Origin of the sequence: Streptomyces kunmingensis (genome assembly GCF_039533535.1) — a bacterium.
Taxonomy (GTDB): domain Bacteria; phylum Actinomycetota; class Actinomycetes; order Streptomycetales; family Streptomycetaceae; genus Streptomyces; species Streptomyces kunmingensis.
Window position 1 is genome coordinate 50,505 of the sequence record NZ_BAAATS010000016.1, and the last position, 12,262, is coordinate 62,766.

Genomic DNA, 12,262 nt, shown 5'->3' on the forward strand with positions numbered 1-12,262 from the left:
TTGGAGCCGTACTATGAAGCACACCGCCCAGATCGGCGAGGGATGGAGTCTCGAGCACGACGGGACGCATCTCCCCGCCCAGGTCCCCGGCTGCGTGCACACCGACCTGCTCGCCGCCGACCTGATTCCGGACCCGTTCATCGGGCGGAACGAGCGGGACATCGCCTGGGTGGGCCGTCGCGCCTGGACCTACACCCGCGACCTGCCGGCGGCACAGACCTCCGACGAGGCCCACGAGCGGACGGACCTGGTCTTCGACGGCCTCGACACCGCCGCCCAAGTGACGCTGGGCGGCGCCGAGTTGGGCCGCACGCGCAACATGCACCGCTCCTACCGTTTCGACGTCACCGGCCGTTCGGGCGAGCTGGGCGTCACCTTCGCCTCCGCCTACGACGAGGCCGCCGCGGTACAGGCGTCGGCGGGGCAGAGGCCCAACGCCTATCCCGAGCCCTTCCAGTACATCCGCAAGATGGCGTCCAGCTTCGGCTGGGACTGGGGCCCGACGGTCGTGACCGCCGGCATGTGGCGCCCCGTGCGGCTCGAACGCTGGTCGACGGCGCGGATCGCGCAGGTCCGCCCGCTGGTCACCGTGGACGGCACGCGAGGACGCGTAGAACTGCGCGTCGATCTCGAGCGCACCGCCACCGGCGCGGACCGACGGCTCGTCGCGCAGGCCACGGTGGCCGGGACCACGGCACGCGCCGAAGCGGACGGCGACACCGTCACCCTGGTCCTCGACGTCCCCGACGTACGACTCTGGTGGCCGCGCGGATACGGCGAACAGCCGCTGTACGACGTCGAGTTGACGCTGACCGCCGACGACGGGCCCCTCGACGCCTGGCAGCAGCGGGTCGGCTTCCGGACGGTCGAGATCGACCGCGACGCCGACGAGCACGGCACCGGCTTCACCTTCGTCGTCAACGGCGAGCGGATCTTCGTCCGCGGAGTGAACTGGATCCCCGACGACGTCCTGCCCTCCCGCATCACCCCCGAGCGCTACCGCACCCGCCTCGAGCAGACCGCCGCCGCCAACGTCGACCTGGTCCGTGTCTGGGGCGGCGGCATCTACGAGGACGAGGCCTTCTACACGGCCTGCGACGAACTCGGCCTCATGGTCTGGCAGGACTTCCTCTTCGCCTGCGCCGCCTACCCCGAGGAGCAGCCGCTGCGCGGCGAGGTCGAGGCCGAGGCCCGCGACAACGTCGTACGCCTGATGCCGCACCCCAGCCTCGTCGTGTGGAACGGCAACAACGAGAACCTGTGGGGCTTCCGCGACTGGGACTGGGAGGAGGCCCTGGACGGAAACTCCTGGGGCGAGGGCTACTACCTCGGACTCCTGCCGCGCGTCGTCGCCGAACTCGACCCCACGCGCCCCTACATGGCGGGCAGCCCCTGGTCCGGATCCTGGGACCACCACCCCAACGACCCCGACCACGGCACCTACCACTCGTGGGAGGTGTGGAACCGGCAGGACTACACCGAGTACCGCTCGAACGTGCCGCGGTTCGTCTCCGAGTTCGGCTGGCAGGCACCCCCGGCGATGGCCACACTGCGCCGCGCCCTGCCCGGCGAGGACCTCGCCCCCGACTCGCCCGGCATGCTGCACCACCAGAAGGCCGAGGACGGCAACGGCAAGCTGAACCGCGGCGTCGCCCGCCACTTCGCCCTGCCCGAGGGCGACTTCGACCGCTGGCACTACCTCACCCAGGTCGTCCAGGCCCGCGCCGTCGCCACCGGGATCGAGCACTGGCGCGCGAACTGGCCGCGCTGCGCCGGCACGATCGTCTGGCAGATCAACGACTGCTGGCCCGTCAGCTCCTGGGCGGCGATCGACGGCGACGGCCGTCTCAAGCCCCTCTACCACGAACTGCGCCGCCTCTACGCCGACCGCCTGCTCACCCTGCAACCCGGCGCCGACGGCCCCGAACTCGTCCTGGCCAACCAGGGCGCCGAGCCGTGGAGCTGTGATGTGACGCTGCGGCTGATGCGGGCCGACGGCACCCTCGCCGCGCGTGTCTCCCTGGGGCTCACCGCACCGGCCCGCGAGGTCGTACGGCTGCCGGTCCCGCCGGAGGTGACCCCGGCCACCGGTTCGGCCAAGGAGTATCTGGTCGCCGACGCCGACGGTCTGCGCGCGCTCCACTTCGAGACGCGTGACCACGAGTTCGGCTACCCGGAGCCCCGCTTCGAGATCGCCGTCGAGACCGTCGGCCAGGAGCGGGATACAGTCGACGTCGTGGTAACCGCCCAGACTCTCGTACGCGACCTGCTGTTGCAGGCCGACCGCATCGCACCGCACGCCCGTGCCGAGCGCGGACTGACCACTCTGCTGCCCGGCGAGAGCACCCGCATCCGCCTGCACGGCACGCAGGGCGCCGGAGCCAACACCATCAGGGCCGCCCTCTTCTGCGTGGAACCCGCGTGAGCGCACCCCCGCAGCGCGTCACCATCAAGGACGTCGCCGCCGCCGCCGGAGTGTCCAAGGGCGCGGTCTCGATCGCGTTCAACCACAAACCCGGGCTGTCCGAGTCGACCCGGGAGAGAATCTTCGCGGTGGCCCGCGAGATGGGCTGGGCGCCGAACTCGTCGGCCCGCAGCCTCTCCCGGCAGACCACGGACACGATCGGCCTCGCCCTCTGCCGCCCGGCCCGGCTCCTCGGTCTTGAGCCGTTCTACATGGAGTTCATCTCCGGCATCGAGAGCGTGCTGTCCGAGCGCTCGTGCTCCCTGCTCCTGCGCCTGGTCAGCAGCAGGGAGGAGGAGATCGCACTGCAGCAGACCTGGTGGCGCGAGCGGCAGGTCGGCGGGTCCGTCCTCGTCGACTTCGACCAGGACGATCCGCGGATCGGTCCGCTCAAGGAGCTGGGCATGCCCGCCGTGGCGGTCGGCCATCCCGACCTGACCGGCGGCATCCCGTCCGTGTGGACGGACGACGCCACCGCCATGGCCGAGGCCGTCCGCTATCTGGCCGCCCTCGGCCACCGCCGGATCGGACGGGTCGGCGGCCCCGCGGGGCTCGGGCACAGCGCCATCCGCGAGGCGGCGTTCCGGCGCACGCTGGAGTCGCTCGGGCTCGACGGAACGCTCCAGGTCGCCTCCGGTTTCGCCGGGGAGGAAGGGGCGAGGGCCACCAGGTCGCTGCTGCTGCGCGCGGAGCGGCCCACCGCCATCGTCTACGACAACGACATCATGGCGGTGGCCGGTCTCGGGGTCGCCGCCGAGATGAGCGTGTCCGTGCCGGACGAGCTGTCCCTGCTGGCCTGGGACGACTCACAGCTGTGCCGTCTCACGCATCCGACCCTGTCGGCGATGAGTCATGACGTGCACGGTTTCGGCGCGGACGTGACGCGGGTCCTGTTCGACCTCATCGAGGGCCGGACGGTCACCTCCCACCCGGTGCCCATGCCGTCCCTGACCCCGCGCGCCTCCACGGCCGCGCCGCGCCCGCGGCGCGACTGATCCGCGCGCACGAGGATGTGGCCCGCCCCGGAAGGGACGGGCCACATCGCTGTCCGCTACGGCAGTTTCACCTCACCCTGGTTGAGGACGCGCGGGTGGAAGTAGCCGGACTGGATCTCTGCGTTGCTGTTGTTCCCCCGTAGCTGCTCGGACCACATCATGAAGTAGGCCCAGCGGGTCTGGCTGTCCAGCAGGGCGGCGTTGGGGACCTTGCCCATCTCGGCCAGCGCGATCGGCTTGCCGGCCGCGATGCTCTGCAACTGCTGGTAGTCGGAGCTGCTCGGGTAGTTCTTGTACCAGACGTCGAGGGACGCCACGTCGACGTAGCTCGCGCCGGGGTAGTAGCTGGACCAGCCGCCCGCCGGGTTGTCCTGGACGTTCCACACCCAGATCAGGTTGGTCAGGCCCTTGGCGACGAGGTAGTCGTGGGTGATGCGGTAGAGCTTCGCGCTGCCGTTCGTCCCCGGGCGGTGGCCCCACCAGTTCCAGGTCTCGTTCATCTCGTGCAGCGGCCGGAACAGGACGGGCACGCCCGCCGTCTTCAACTGGTCGAGGTAGGGCACCGCTTCGTCGAGGCGGCGCTTCCACGCGGAGTTCAGCGCCGTGCCGTCGGTGACGATCTGGTTGAACTGCGTGTCGCTGACGCTCGACTTGACGCCGCCTTCGAACGCGCAGGAGCTGCCCATGGTCGGCGGGCAGACATGCCAGGTCAGCGCCACCAGCGAGCCATTGGTCCACTCGGTCTTGGCCTGGTCGATCACCCGCTGCCGATTGGCCACGTCCGTGGCGTTGAACATCAGGTCGCCGCCCCACAGGCCCGGGTACTGCCCCGTGACGTCCTTGACCTGCTGGGTGTACTGGCCCGGATTGCTCGCCGGCTCCTTGTTGTGCTGCCCGGAGACGATGTTCGAACCGCTGATGGAGCGCAGGTAGTCGATCACCTGCTGCTTGGAACGGCTGGGGAACGCCTCGGCGTCGGGGGTCAGGGTCAGAGCCGCGAGCGTGGCGGTGAGCAGTGCGGCGAGCAGCGCGAGACCGCGCGCTCGGAACACGGGGGTTCTGTGCATGGAGAGTTCCCTTCCGTCGGGGGTGAGATGCCGAGGAACCGTGCTGGCGGGACACTTTGCACACCGTGGACATCGTTGTCTAGACGTTGAGCAAGTTAAGTAAAGAGCCAGTAAAGCGACGGATTGGGGCGGGCGTGACGCGGCCCAGGGGGCTCGACCGGTCTATGCTGAGCGCCTCATGAACGAGCAACGGGTGACCATCGCGGAGGTCGCGGCCCGCGCCGGGGTCTCCCGAGCCGCCGTGTCGCTCGCATTCCACGACAAGCCGGGGCTGGCCGGGAAGACGCGTGCCCGCATTCTGGAGACGGCCCGGGACATGGGATGGCAGCCGCACCGTCCGGCCCGGTCCCTCGACCGGCAGGGGGCGGGCACGATCGGCCTCGTCATCCGCCGGCCCGCGCGCCAACTCGGCCTGGAACCCTTCTACATGGAGTTCGTCTCCGGCCTCCAGAGCGTCGTCTCCGCCCACTCCGGCGCACTGCTCCTGCGCCTGGTGAAGACCTTGGACGAGGAGATCGACCTGCAGAGCCACTGGTGGCGGACCCGGCGGATCGCCGGCTCGGTCCTGGTCGACTTCCGCGAGCACGACCCGCGCGGACCTCTGCTCGCCCGGATCGGCATCCCGGCCGTCGCGGTCGCCCACCCCTCGCTGACCGGGCCGTTCCCCTCGCTGTGGACCGACGACGCCACGGCCGTCGGCGAGGCGGTGCGCTATCTGGCGGCGCTCGGGCACCGCGCCATCGCCCGGGTCGGCGGCGCCCCGGAGCTGGGCCACAGCGCGATCCGGCGCACCGCGTTCACCGCGGCCATGGGTGAACTGGGGCTGGGTGCGGGGCGGCAGACGGACACGGACTTCTCCGGCGAGTCCGGGGCCAGGGCCACCCGCTCGCTGCTGACCGCCGCCCGACGGCCCACGGCGATCATCTACGACAACGACCTGATGGCCGTGGCCGGACTGTCGGTGGCCGCCGAGATGGGGCTGCGGGTCCCCGCCGACCTCTCCCTGCTGGCCTGGGACGACTCACAGCTGTGCCGGCTGACGCACCCGACGCTGTCCGCGATGAGCCATGACATCCACGCCTTCGGAGCCGATGTCGCCCGCGCGCTCTACGAGATCCTGGCGGGCGGACGGCTCACGGCCCGGCCGGTGCCGACCCCGACACTGACGCCACGGGGTTCAACGGCGGCTCCCGCGCGGCCCGTCGGTTGAGGCCGGTCGACTGAGGCCCGTCGGCTGAGAGCCGACGGGCCCGAGGCCGGTTCTGAGAACGGCGCGGGGGCGGTCCGACACTCCCCAGTGAAAATGACCGCCCCCGCAGCACATCCTGGTGCTGAGTGTCCCCGAACGCGTCCGCCAATCCTGCGGGGGCACCTGCACATATGTGTTGCTGATCACTACGCGCCGGGCTTGTCCTGCCGCCGCGACCCAAGTGCGGCGGACACGAACGACGCCACCAGCGGTCGGCGGTCCCGCTCGTTCCAGGCCAGCACGAGGCGGCTGGGCGGCGCGTCGGTCACCGGGACGGCGACCAGGCCGGCCAGGACCGGTTCGACCAGCGAGCGGGGCAGCACACCGATCACCCGCCCCGTCGTGATCATGTGGAGCAGCTGGACCACATCGGCGACCTCAGGACCCGTACCGTCGCCCCCGGGAACGCCCCTCCAGCGGGGCAGCGTCTCGCCCTCCAGGTCGGCCATGCGCACCGAGACGGCTCCGGCCAGCCGGTGCCCGGAAGGAACGACGGCCACGCGGTCCTCGACATGCAGCGCCTCGTGGGCCAGGCCGTCGAGATCGTCGAACGGCAGGTAGAGCAGGCCGACATCGGCCCGGCCGTCCCGCAGGAAGTCGGAGCGGTCGGCAGGGCCGCTGAACAGGATGTCCACCCTGCGCGCGTCGGGCTGGAGCGCGTACGCGGCCAGCAGCCCGGAGAGCAGGCCCGCGTCACCGCCCGGCTTGAGCACGAGCCGCAAGGGGGTCTGGCGGTCGCCCGCGTCCCGGGCCTTGCGGACGGCGGCGCCGACCGCGTTCAGGGCGTGGCGCCCGTGTTCCTGCAACACCTCTCCGGCGGGAGTGAGGGCGACGTGCCGGCTGGAGCGGACGAACAGGGGGACACCGAGCCGGGACTCGATCCGCCGGATCGCCTTCGACAGCGCCGGCTGGGCGATCGACAGCCGGGTGGCGGCCCGGCCGAAGTGCAGTTCGTCGGCGACTGCGATGAAGTACCTGAGTTCGCGCGTCTCCAGCTCATCCATGCCCACAGGTTATCGCCGGATGCCGGACCGGTCTTGGACGGCCGGGGTGTGCGGCGCCGAGACTGGACGCATGATCAAGCACACGATGATGGTCTCCTTCACCGACACCCTGCCCGCCGCCGAGGTCGATCAGTACCTCGCGGATATCGAACGAGTCATGCGCGAGAGCGGCGTCGTGCAGTCCTTCGAGGCCCGGCCGCACCTCCCCGTCCCCGGCGAGGAGGCTGTTCCGGCGCTGATCGCGACCGTGATCGTGCAGTTCTCCGTGGCCGACATGGAGACACTGGCCAAGGCGTTCGCCGTGCCCGGCCTGCACGAGATCATCGGACACTGGCAGGCACGGCACCCGTACAAGGTCGCCTACGCGAACCACGAGGCGTTCGCGTAGACGACCTCTCCGGCGGCGGGGCGCTGTGTCCCCGCCCGGTGGCTCTACGCCTTGCCGAAACCGATCAGCGTGCCTTCGGCGCCGGGTACGAAGAGGCGGGCCTTGGACGTGGCGATGCCGGGCACGATGAAACCGCGCCAGTCGTCCTCGGCATTGATGATCGACTGGGGGTGCGGGGCGGGGTAACGCCGGTAGGACCAGGCGGTGTTGCCGGTCTTCTGGTCGAGCACGACCAGGCGCCCGTCCGCGTCCTCGACGTACACGTACCCGTTGGCCACGAGGCGCACGGTGGCCGCGTCGACGGAACTCGTGTACGTCCAGGCGGCTTTGTACGTGCTCGTGCTGAGGGCCTGGACCTTGCCGTGATGGGCGACGTACACGCGGCCCGGGCCGAAGGCCGGGGTCGCGTCCGCCGGCAGCTTCCGCAGAGCCTGGCCCGTCTTCTGGTCGTAGGCGGTGACCGTCTCGTCGTCGCTGTCACTGCTGCGCATCCAGGCCGCACCCGCGCCGAGCACCACCGGATTGCCGTACGCGCCCGAGCGGTCGGGCACCTCGAAGCGGTGCAGTTCGGCGCCCGTCCTGCGGTCGAGGTGGTGCCAGCCGATGCCGTCGAAACCGATCCACACGCCGGAGGCGTCGACGACGGTCGGGGCCGAGGAGTACTCCGCCAGGGGAGCCGTCGCCCACACCTGGGCGCCGCTGTCGGCGCGCAGCGCCAGCGCCGTACCCCTGCCGTCCTGGAGATAGAGGAGGCCGTCGTACCAGACGGGCGGGTACTGCATGCTCGCCGAGTCGAGCGTCACCGACCACTTCTGCTTGCCGGTGGCCGGGTCCCACGCGGCGATCGTGCCGCGCGACGTCTGCGTGTAGAGGAGGCCGCCCCCGTACGCCACTCCGGCCTGCGGCTCGTTCTGCTCCAGGCGCACAGCCGGCCACAGGTCCTTGCCGGTGGCGGCGTGGACGCCGACGAGCATCATGCGCGGGCCGCCCTCGGTACCGTCGTCCGCGTTGACGACGGCGTACACCTTGTCACCGATCGCGACCGGCGCCGAGACGACCGTCCCGAAGTCCCGGGACCACAACTTCTTGTACGGCGGGGCCGCCGTGGCCCCCACGACGAGGCTGTCCGCCCGGCCGTCCGCGCGGTAGCCGAGCGTCGCGTCCGTCAGCTCGGCCGCGGTCGCGGTCCGCCCCGGCACCGGAGTCGTCGCCTGTGGTGAACCCGTGAAGGTCAGCAGTGTGACAGCGGCGACGCAGATGACACCAAGTCTCGTACGCGAACGACGAGTTGTCGCTTTCAACGAAGAACCCCCTGGTCGGAAACTCACCCCGGTCCGGGTGACCACGACCCACTACCCCCACAGAAACTTCACATGCGTTCGGAGCGCACGTGCCTCACGGCAGCGACCGGGCCCGCTGTACTCTCACCCCTCATGAGCTGGCTGCCTGACGACTTCGTCCACCCTGTCCACGTGCCCGTGCCCACCACAGCGCTGCACCTGCGGCCGATCCGTGAGGCGGACACCGCGATCGACTACCCGGCCGTGATGGGTTCCCGGGAGCGCCTGTGGCAGATCTTCGGTCCTGCCTGGGGCTGGCCCGCGGAGACCATGACCTACGAGGCGGACCGCGTCGACCTGCTGCGCCATGAGAAGGAGATAGCCGCCCACCAGTCGTTCAACTACGCCCTGTTGAACGAGGAGGAGACGAAACTCCTCGGCTGTGTCTACATCGACCCGCCCGAGCGCACCGGCGCGGACGGCGAGATCTCCTGGTGGGTGGTGGACGAACTGCTCGGCAGCGAGGCCGAGCGCGCGCTCGACGCGCTGGTGCCCCGCTGGATCGCCGCCGACTGGCCTTTCCGGCAGCCGCGTTACCTGGGCCGCGACATCACCTGGCAGGACTGGCTCGCACTGCCGCCGGCCACCTGAGAGCCTGGCCGCGCGCGTACGAGAAGAGGAGGGGCCCATGCCGACGTGGGGTCTGGTCGTCGAGATGACTGTGGGAATGGGGGAGCGCAAGCACGCCGAGGCCTACGTACTGGCGCACGTGGAAGGCACACGGGACGAGGCGCTGGCGGAGTTGGAGGACCGGGTCCGCCGTCATGCCCCCGAGCATCCCAGGAACCCCAAGCGGCGCCGGATGTTCCGGACGGGCGACGGATTCCTGCTCGTCGTGGACGGCGCCTGGCAGTCCTTCAGTACACGGTTCACGGTGGCCGAGTTGCTGGCCGACTCGGCGGCGCCGGCGCCCGAACCTGTCGCCGAGCCCGCGCCCGTACCGGCGTCGGAACCGGTGGACGCCGTGCCGCCCCCGGCCACGCCGCAGCCCGAGACCGATCCGGTGGCGCGGTACGACGACGGCGTACCGGTCAAGCCCTCCTGGCTGGGGCGTGCCGATCTGTCGTGACGGCGGTCCGTCCGCGCCCGGCGCCCGGGGCCGTCCGCCGGGTTCCGGCAGGTGTCACTCGTACATGACGTAGGACGGGCGCGGCTTCAGGGCCAGCACCTCGTCCGGTGTCATGAGGCGGCTGCCGCCCTCGGCGTCCTCTTCGAAGAACAGCTTGAATCCCGTGTGCAGGCGCGGCGGCATCGTGTCGACCAGCTGCCGCCAGGTCTCGCGCTTGAGGTGCGGGGAGCCGATGCCGTCGGCGCTCTTGACCACGGCGACCCCCTGCGGAATCTTCAGCCGGTGCTCGTCGCGGACGACCGACTCGGCGACCTGGTGGTAGACGAACACCTTCTCCGGCAGATCGTGCTCCTCGACGAGCGAGGCGAGATAGGCGGCGATCCGGGTGAGCTCGTCACCGCTGGTGCGGCCGTAGGTCTTGCCCGGCACCTGACCCGCGCTCATCTCCCACTCCGGGTCCAGGGCGATGCCGACATCCGGGTGGACGAGCCACTCCCGCAGCGCTTTCACCTCGTCGAGGGGAGCGGCGCGGCCCGGCTGGATGTTCAGCAGAAGCAGCGCCTTGTGATCGCGGGCCGCTTCGTGGAAGGTGCGGATCGTCTTGTCCGGGACACGGCTGCGATACGTGCCGTCGGGCCCGGCGCTGGAGTTGGCGACGACCGCCAGGAGTTCGAGGACCGGCAGTACCGTGCGGCCGTCCGCGTAGGCGCGGCCCCGCCGTTCGATCTCCGCGACGCGGTCGTCGAGGTCACCGGTGCCGAGCCGGCCGAGGGCGGCGGCCCCGGGCAGCCCGCAGTAGCCGACGAGCCGGTGCTCGGGAAAGAGCCGGCGTCCGCCGCGGGGCAGCTCGGGACGGCGGCGTGTGGGCTTCGGGGACGGGGACCTCGAGGTGCTTGCCGAGGGTGTCGGACTTGCCGCGCCGCCGCCCTGCGCGTCCGACGTGCCGCAGCCGGCCGCGAGGGTGGCGGCTCCCGCGGCCCCTGCCGCTGCCGCGAAGAAGCTGCGCCGACGCACGCCGCCCGGGGTCGGGTCCGTGCTGTCGGTGTGGCCGTTCGTCCGCATCGCGCCTCCTGTCCGCCGCCGCCCAGCCGCGTGCCGCGACGCTTGGGGTGATCATCGTCCACAGGGCGCCTTGCCGCAGGGCGAAGGAGCGAAACGTGCGCAAAACCGTCAGACCTCAACACGGCCGACGGGCCCGCGTCCGAGTGACACCTCGCCCCGCCCCACACCGTCCCCCGGCGGCACGGATCGGTGAGGCCCATCCCGGTGACGTGCTGACTCCTGTCGGCGTGGCAGCGTCGTGCCCCCGACCCGGCTGCCAGCATGTGCGAGATCTCTGGCCGACCACTGCCGCCCGCGTTCGGGGCACGGTCCGCAACACCGATGTCCTGAACGGTACGGCGGCGGCCCTCTGTCCCCGGATGGGCAGGCGGGTCCCGGCAGAGACCAAGGGCTTCGGCGGGAAAGAGGAAACGGTGCAGATCGGTTACAAGCTGGCCTCGGAGGCGTTCGGTCCCGGCGAGCTGGTACGGCAGGCCGTGCTCGCCGAACAGGCCGGCTTCGACTTCGTGGAGATGAGCGACCACTACCATCCCTGGCTGGACGTACAGGGGCACTCGCCGTTCACCTGGACGGTGTTCGGGACGATCGCGGCGAAGACGGAGCGCATCGGGCTGGCCACCGGGGTGACCTGCCCGACCGTCCGCTACCACCCGGCGATCATCGCGCAGGCGGCCGCGACGCTGGCACTGCTCTCGGACGGCCGCTTCACGCTCGGCGTGGGGTCGGGCGAGCGGCTCAACGAGCATGTCACCGGCGAGGGGTTCCCGAACTCCGTACCGGAGCGGCACGCCCGCCTGCGTGAGGCGCTGGAGATCATCCGGCTGCTCTGGAGCGGCGGCTACCAGTCGTACCACGGCCAGTACCTGAAGCTGGACGACGCCCGCGTCTTCGATCTGCCCCAGGAGCTGCCGCCCATCGCCGTCGCCGCCGGGGGTTCGCTCGCGGCCCGGCTCGCCTCCGAACTCGGGGACGGCCTCTTCGCGACCGACGCGGAGGGCGAGATCGTCGACGCCTATCGCGCCGCCGGCGGCGACGGGCCGCGCTACGCCGAGGTCCCCATGGCGTGGGCCGCCGACGAGGACACCGCCGCGCAGGCGGCCCTGAAGACGTCCCGGTGGGCGGTCACCGGCTGGAAGGTGATGAGCGAGCTGCCCAACCCGGCGAACTTCGAGGCCGCCACGACCACGGTCCGCAAGGAGGACATCCTCGCCCAGTTCGCGTGCGGCTCCGACCCCGCTCGCTTCGTCGAAGTCGCGCAGCCCTTCGTCGACGCGGGCTTCGACCGGCTGGTGATGCAGAACGCCGGGCCGGACCCCGACGGTTTCATCGACTTCTACCAGCGGGAACTGGACCAGCGCCTCCGCTCGCTCAGCCCTTCCGCGTAGTCGACGCATGGCTCAACTCCCGGTGCGCGGAGTGCCGTTGACGCGCAGGCGGCCGTCGGTGACCCCGTCCACCCCGTCCACCCCGCCCACGAGGAACTGGGCCGGGCCGAGACGCTTCTGCTGCCGGCGGCCTGCGGCGAGGTCGAGATCACCGGGCCCGCCGACGTCCTGTTCGGCTACCTCCCCGACCTCGACCGCGACCTCCGTCCACTGCTCGAAGCCGGCTACCCCCGCACCTG

Annotated in this window: 11 protein-coding genes; 7 read left to right on the forward strand and 4 right to left on the reverse strand. The window is 71.1% G+C overall.

Going from position 1 to position 12,262, the window contains the following annotated elements; all coding sequences use genetic code 11:
* Positions 1 to 13: 13 nt before the first annotated feature.
* Complete coding sequence (locus ABD366_RS18710) at positions 14 to 2,425, forward strand: glycoside hydrolase family 2 protein (protein ID WP_324767784.1); 2,412 nt, start codon at positions 14 to 16, stop codon at positions 2,423 to 2,425.
* The gene (locus ABD366_RS18715) at positions 2,422 to 3,459 is read left to right on the forward strand and encodes a LacI family DNA-binding transcriptional regulator (RefSeq protein ID WP_324767783.1); all 1,038 of its coding nucleotides are present in this window, start codon (positions 2,422 to 2,424) and stop codon (positions 3,457 to 3,459) included. Before ABD366_RS18710 ends, ABD366_RS18715 begins: the two co-directional genes overlap by 4 nt.
* A gap of 56 nt (positions 3,460 to 3,515) precedes the next feature.
* Here the strand turns inward: ABD366_RS18715 and ABD366_RS18720 are convergent, their stop codons facing one another.
* Positions 3,516 to 4,526 (reverse strand): glycosyl hydrolase, encoded by a 1,011-nt coding sequence (locus ABD366_RS18720; RefSeq protein WP_324767782.1) that lies wholly within the window; start codon positions 4,524 to 4,526, stop codon positions 3,516 to 3,518.
* Between the two features lie 178 nt (positions 4,527 to 4,704).
* Here ABD366_RS18720 and ABD366_RS18725 point away from each other — a divergent pair, with 178 nt between their 5' ends.
* Positions 4,705 to 5,736, forward strand: coding sequence for a LacI family DNA-binding transcriptional regulator (locus ABD366_RS18725; RefSeq protein ID WP_324767781.1), 1,032 nt, complete (start codon positions 4,705 to 4,707; stop codon positions 5,734 to 5,736).
* A gap of 185 nt (positions 5,737 to 5,921) precedes the next feature.
* Here the strand turns inward: ABD366_RS18725 and ABD366_RS18730 are convergent, their stop codons facing one another.
* Positions 5,922 to 6,779: a LysR family transcriptional regulator gene (locus tag ABD366_RS18730; RefSeq protein ID WP_324767780.1), complete on the reverse strand. Its 858-nt coding sequence runs from the start codon at positions 6,777 to 6,779 to the stop codon at positions 5,922 to 5,924.
* Between the two features lie 70 nt (positions 6,780 to 6,849).
* Between ABD366_RS18730 and ABD366_RS18735 the strand changes: the two genes are divergently transcribed.
* Complete coding sequence (locus ABD366_RS18735) at positions 6,850 to 7,167, forward strand: hypothetical protein (RefSeq protein WP_324767778.1); 318 nt, start codon at positions 6,850 to 6,852, stop codon at positions 7,165 to 7,167.
* Positions 7,168 to 7,211: 44 nt separating this feature from the next.
* On the opposite strand, the gene ABD366_RS18740 is transcribed toward ABD366_RS18735, so the two are convergent.
* Positions 7,212 to 8,366 carry an outer membrane protein assembly factor BamB family protein gene (locus ABD366_RS18740; RefSeq protein WP_324767777.1) on the reverse strand — a complete coding sequence of 385 codons (1,155 nt, stop codon included), beginning with the start codon at positions 8,364 to 8,366 and terminating at the stop codon, positions 7,212 to 7,214.
* 234 nt (positions 8,367 to 8,600) lie between these two features.
* Here ABD366_RS18740 and ABD366_RS18745 point away from each other — a divergent pair, with 234 nt between their 5' ends.
* Positions 8,601 to 9,098: a GNAT family N-acetyltransferase gene (locus ABD366_RS18745; RefSeq protein WP_324767776.1), complete on the forward strand. Its 498-nt coding sequence runs from the start codon at positions 8,601 to 8,603 to the stop codon at positions 9,096 to 9,098.
* A gap of 37 nt (positions 9,099 to 9,135) precedes the next feature.
* A complete protein-coding gene (locus ABD366_RS18750) occupies positions 9,136 to 9,576 on the forward strand; it encodes a hypothetical protein (RefSeq protein ID WP_324767775.1) in 441 nt (146 codons plus the stop codon).
* Between the two features lie 54 nt (positions 9,577 to 9,630).
* On the opposite strand, the gene ABD366_RS18755 is transcribed toward ABD366_RS18750, so the two are convergent.
* Positions 9,631 to 10,638, reverse strand: a complete 1,008-nt coding sequence (locus ABD366_RS18755; protein ID WP_324767773.1) for a hypothetical protein — start codon at positions 10,636 to 10,638, stop codon at positions 9,631 to 9,633.
* Between the two features lie 413 nt (positions 10,639 to 11,051).
* On the opposite strand from ABD366_RS18755, the gene ABD366_RS18760 reads away from it, so the two are divergent.
* Positions 11,052 to 12,023, forward strand: a complete 972-nt coding sequence (locus ABD366_RS18760; RefSeq protein ID WP_324767772.1) for a TIGR03557 family F420-dependent LLM class oxidoreductase — start codon at positions 11,052 to 11,054, stop codon at positions 12,021 to 12,023.
* The last annotated feature ends 239 nt before the right edge of the window (positions 12,024 to 12,262 follow it).

Coding starts and splice junctions, on each gene's coding strand:
- ABD366_RS18745 (WP_324767776.1), top strand. CDS start 8,601: ATGAGCTGGCTGCCTGACGACTTCGTCCACCCTGTCCACGTGCCCGTG.
- ABD366_RS18755 (WP_324767773.1), bottom strand. CDS start 10,638: ATGCGGACGAACGGCCACACCGACAGCACGGACCCGACCCCGGGCGGC.
- ABD366_RS18710 (WP_324767784.1), top strand. CDS start 14: ATGAAGCACACCGCCCAGATCGGCGAGGGATGGAGTCTCGAGCACGAC.
- ABD366_RS18730 (WP_324767780.1), bottom strand. CDS start 6,779: ATGGATGAGCTGGAGACGCGCGAACTCAGGTACTTCATCGCAGTCGCC.
- ABD366_RS18725 (WP_324767781.1), top strand. CDS start 4,705: ATGAACGAGCAACGGGTGACCATCGCGGAGGTCGCGGCCCGCGCCGGG.
- ABD366_RS18750 (WP_324767775.1), top strand. CDS start 9,136: ATGCCGACGTGGGGTCTGGTCGTCGAGATGACTGTGGGAATGGGGGAG.
- ABD366_RS18735 (WP_324767778.1), top strand. CDS start 6,850: ATGATCAAGCACACGATGATGGTCTCCTTCACCGACACCCTGCCCGCC.
- ABD366_RS18720 (WP_324767782.1), bottom strand. CDS start 4,526: ATGCACAGAACCCCCGTGTTCCGAGCGCGCGGTCTCGCGCTGCTCGCC.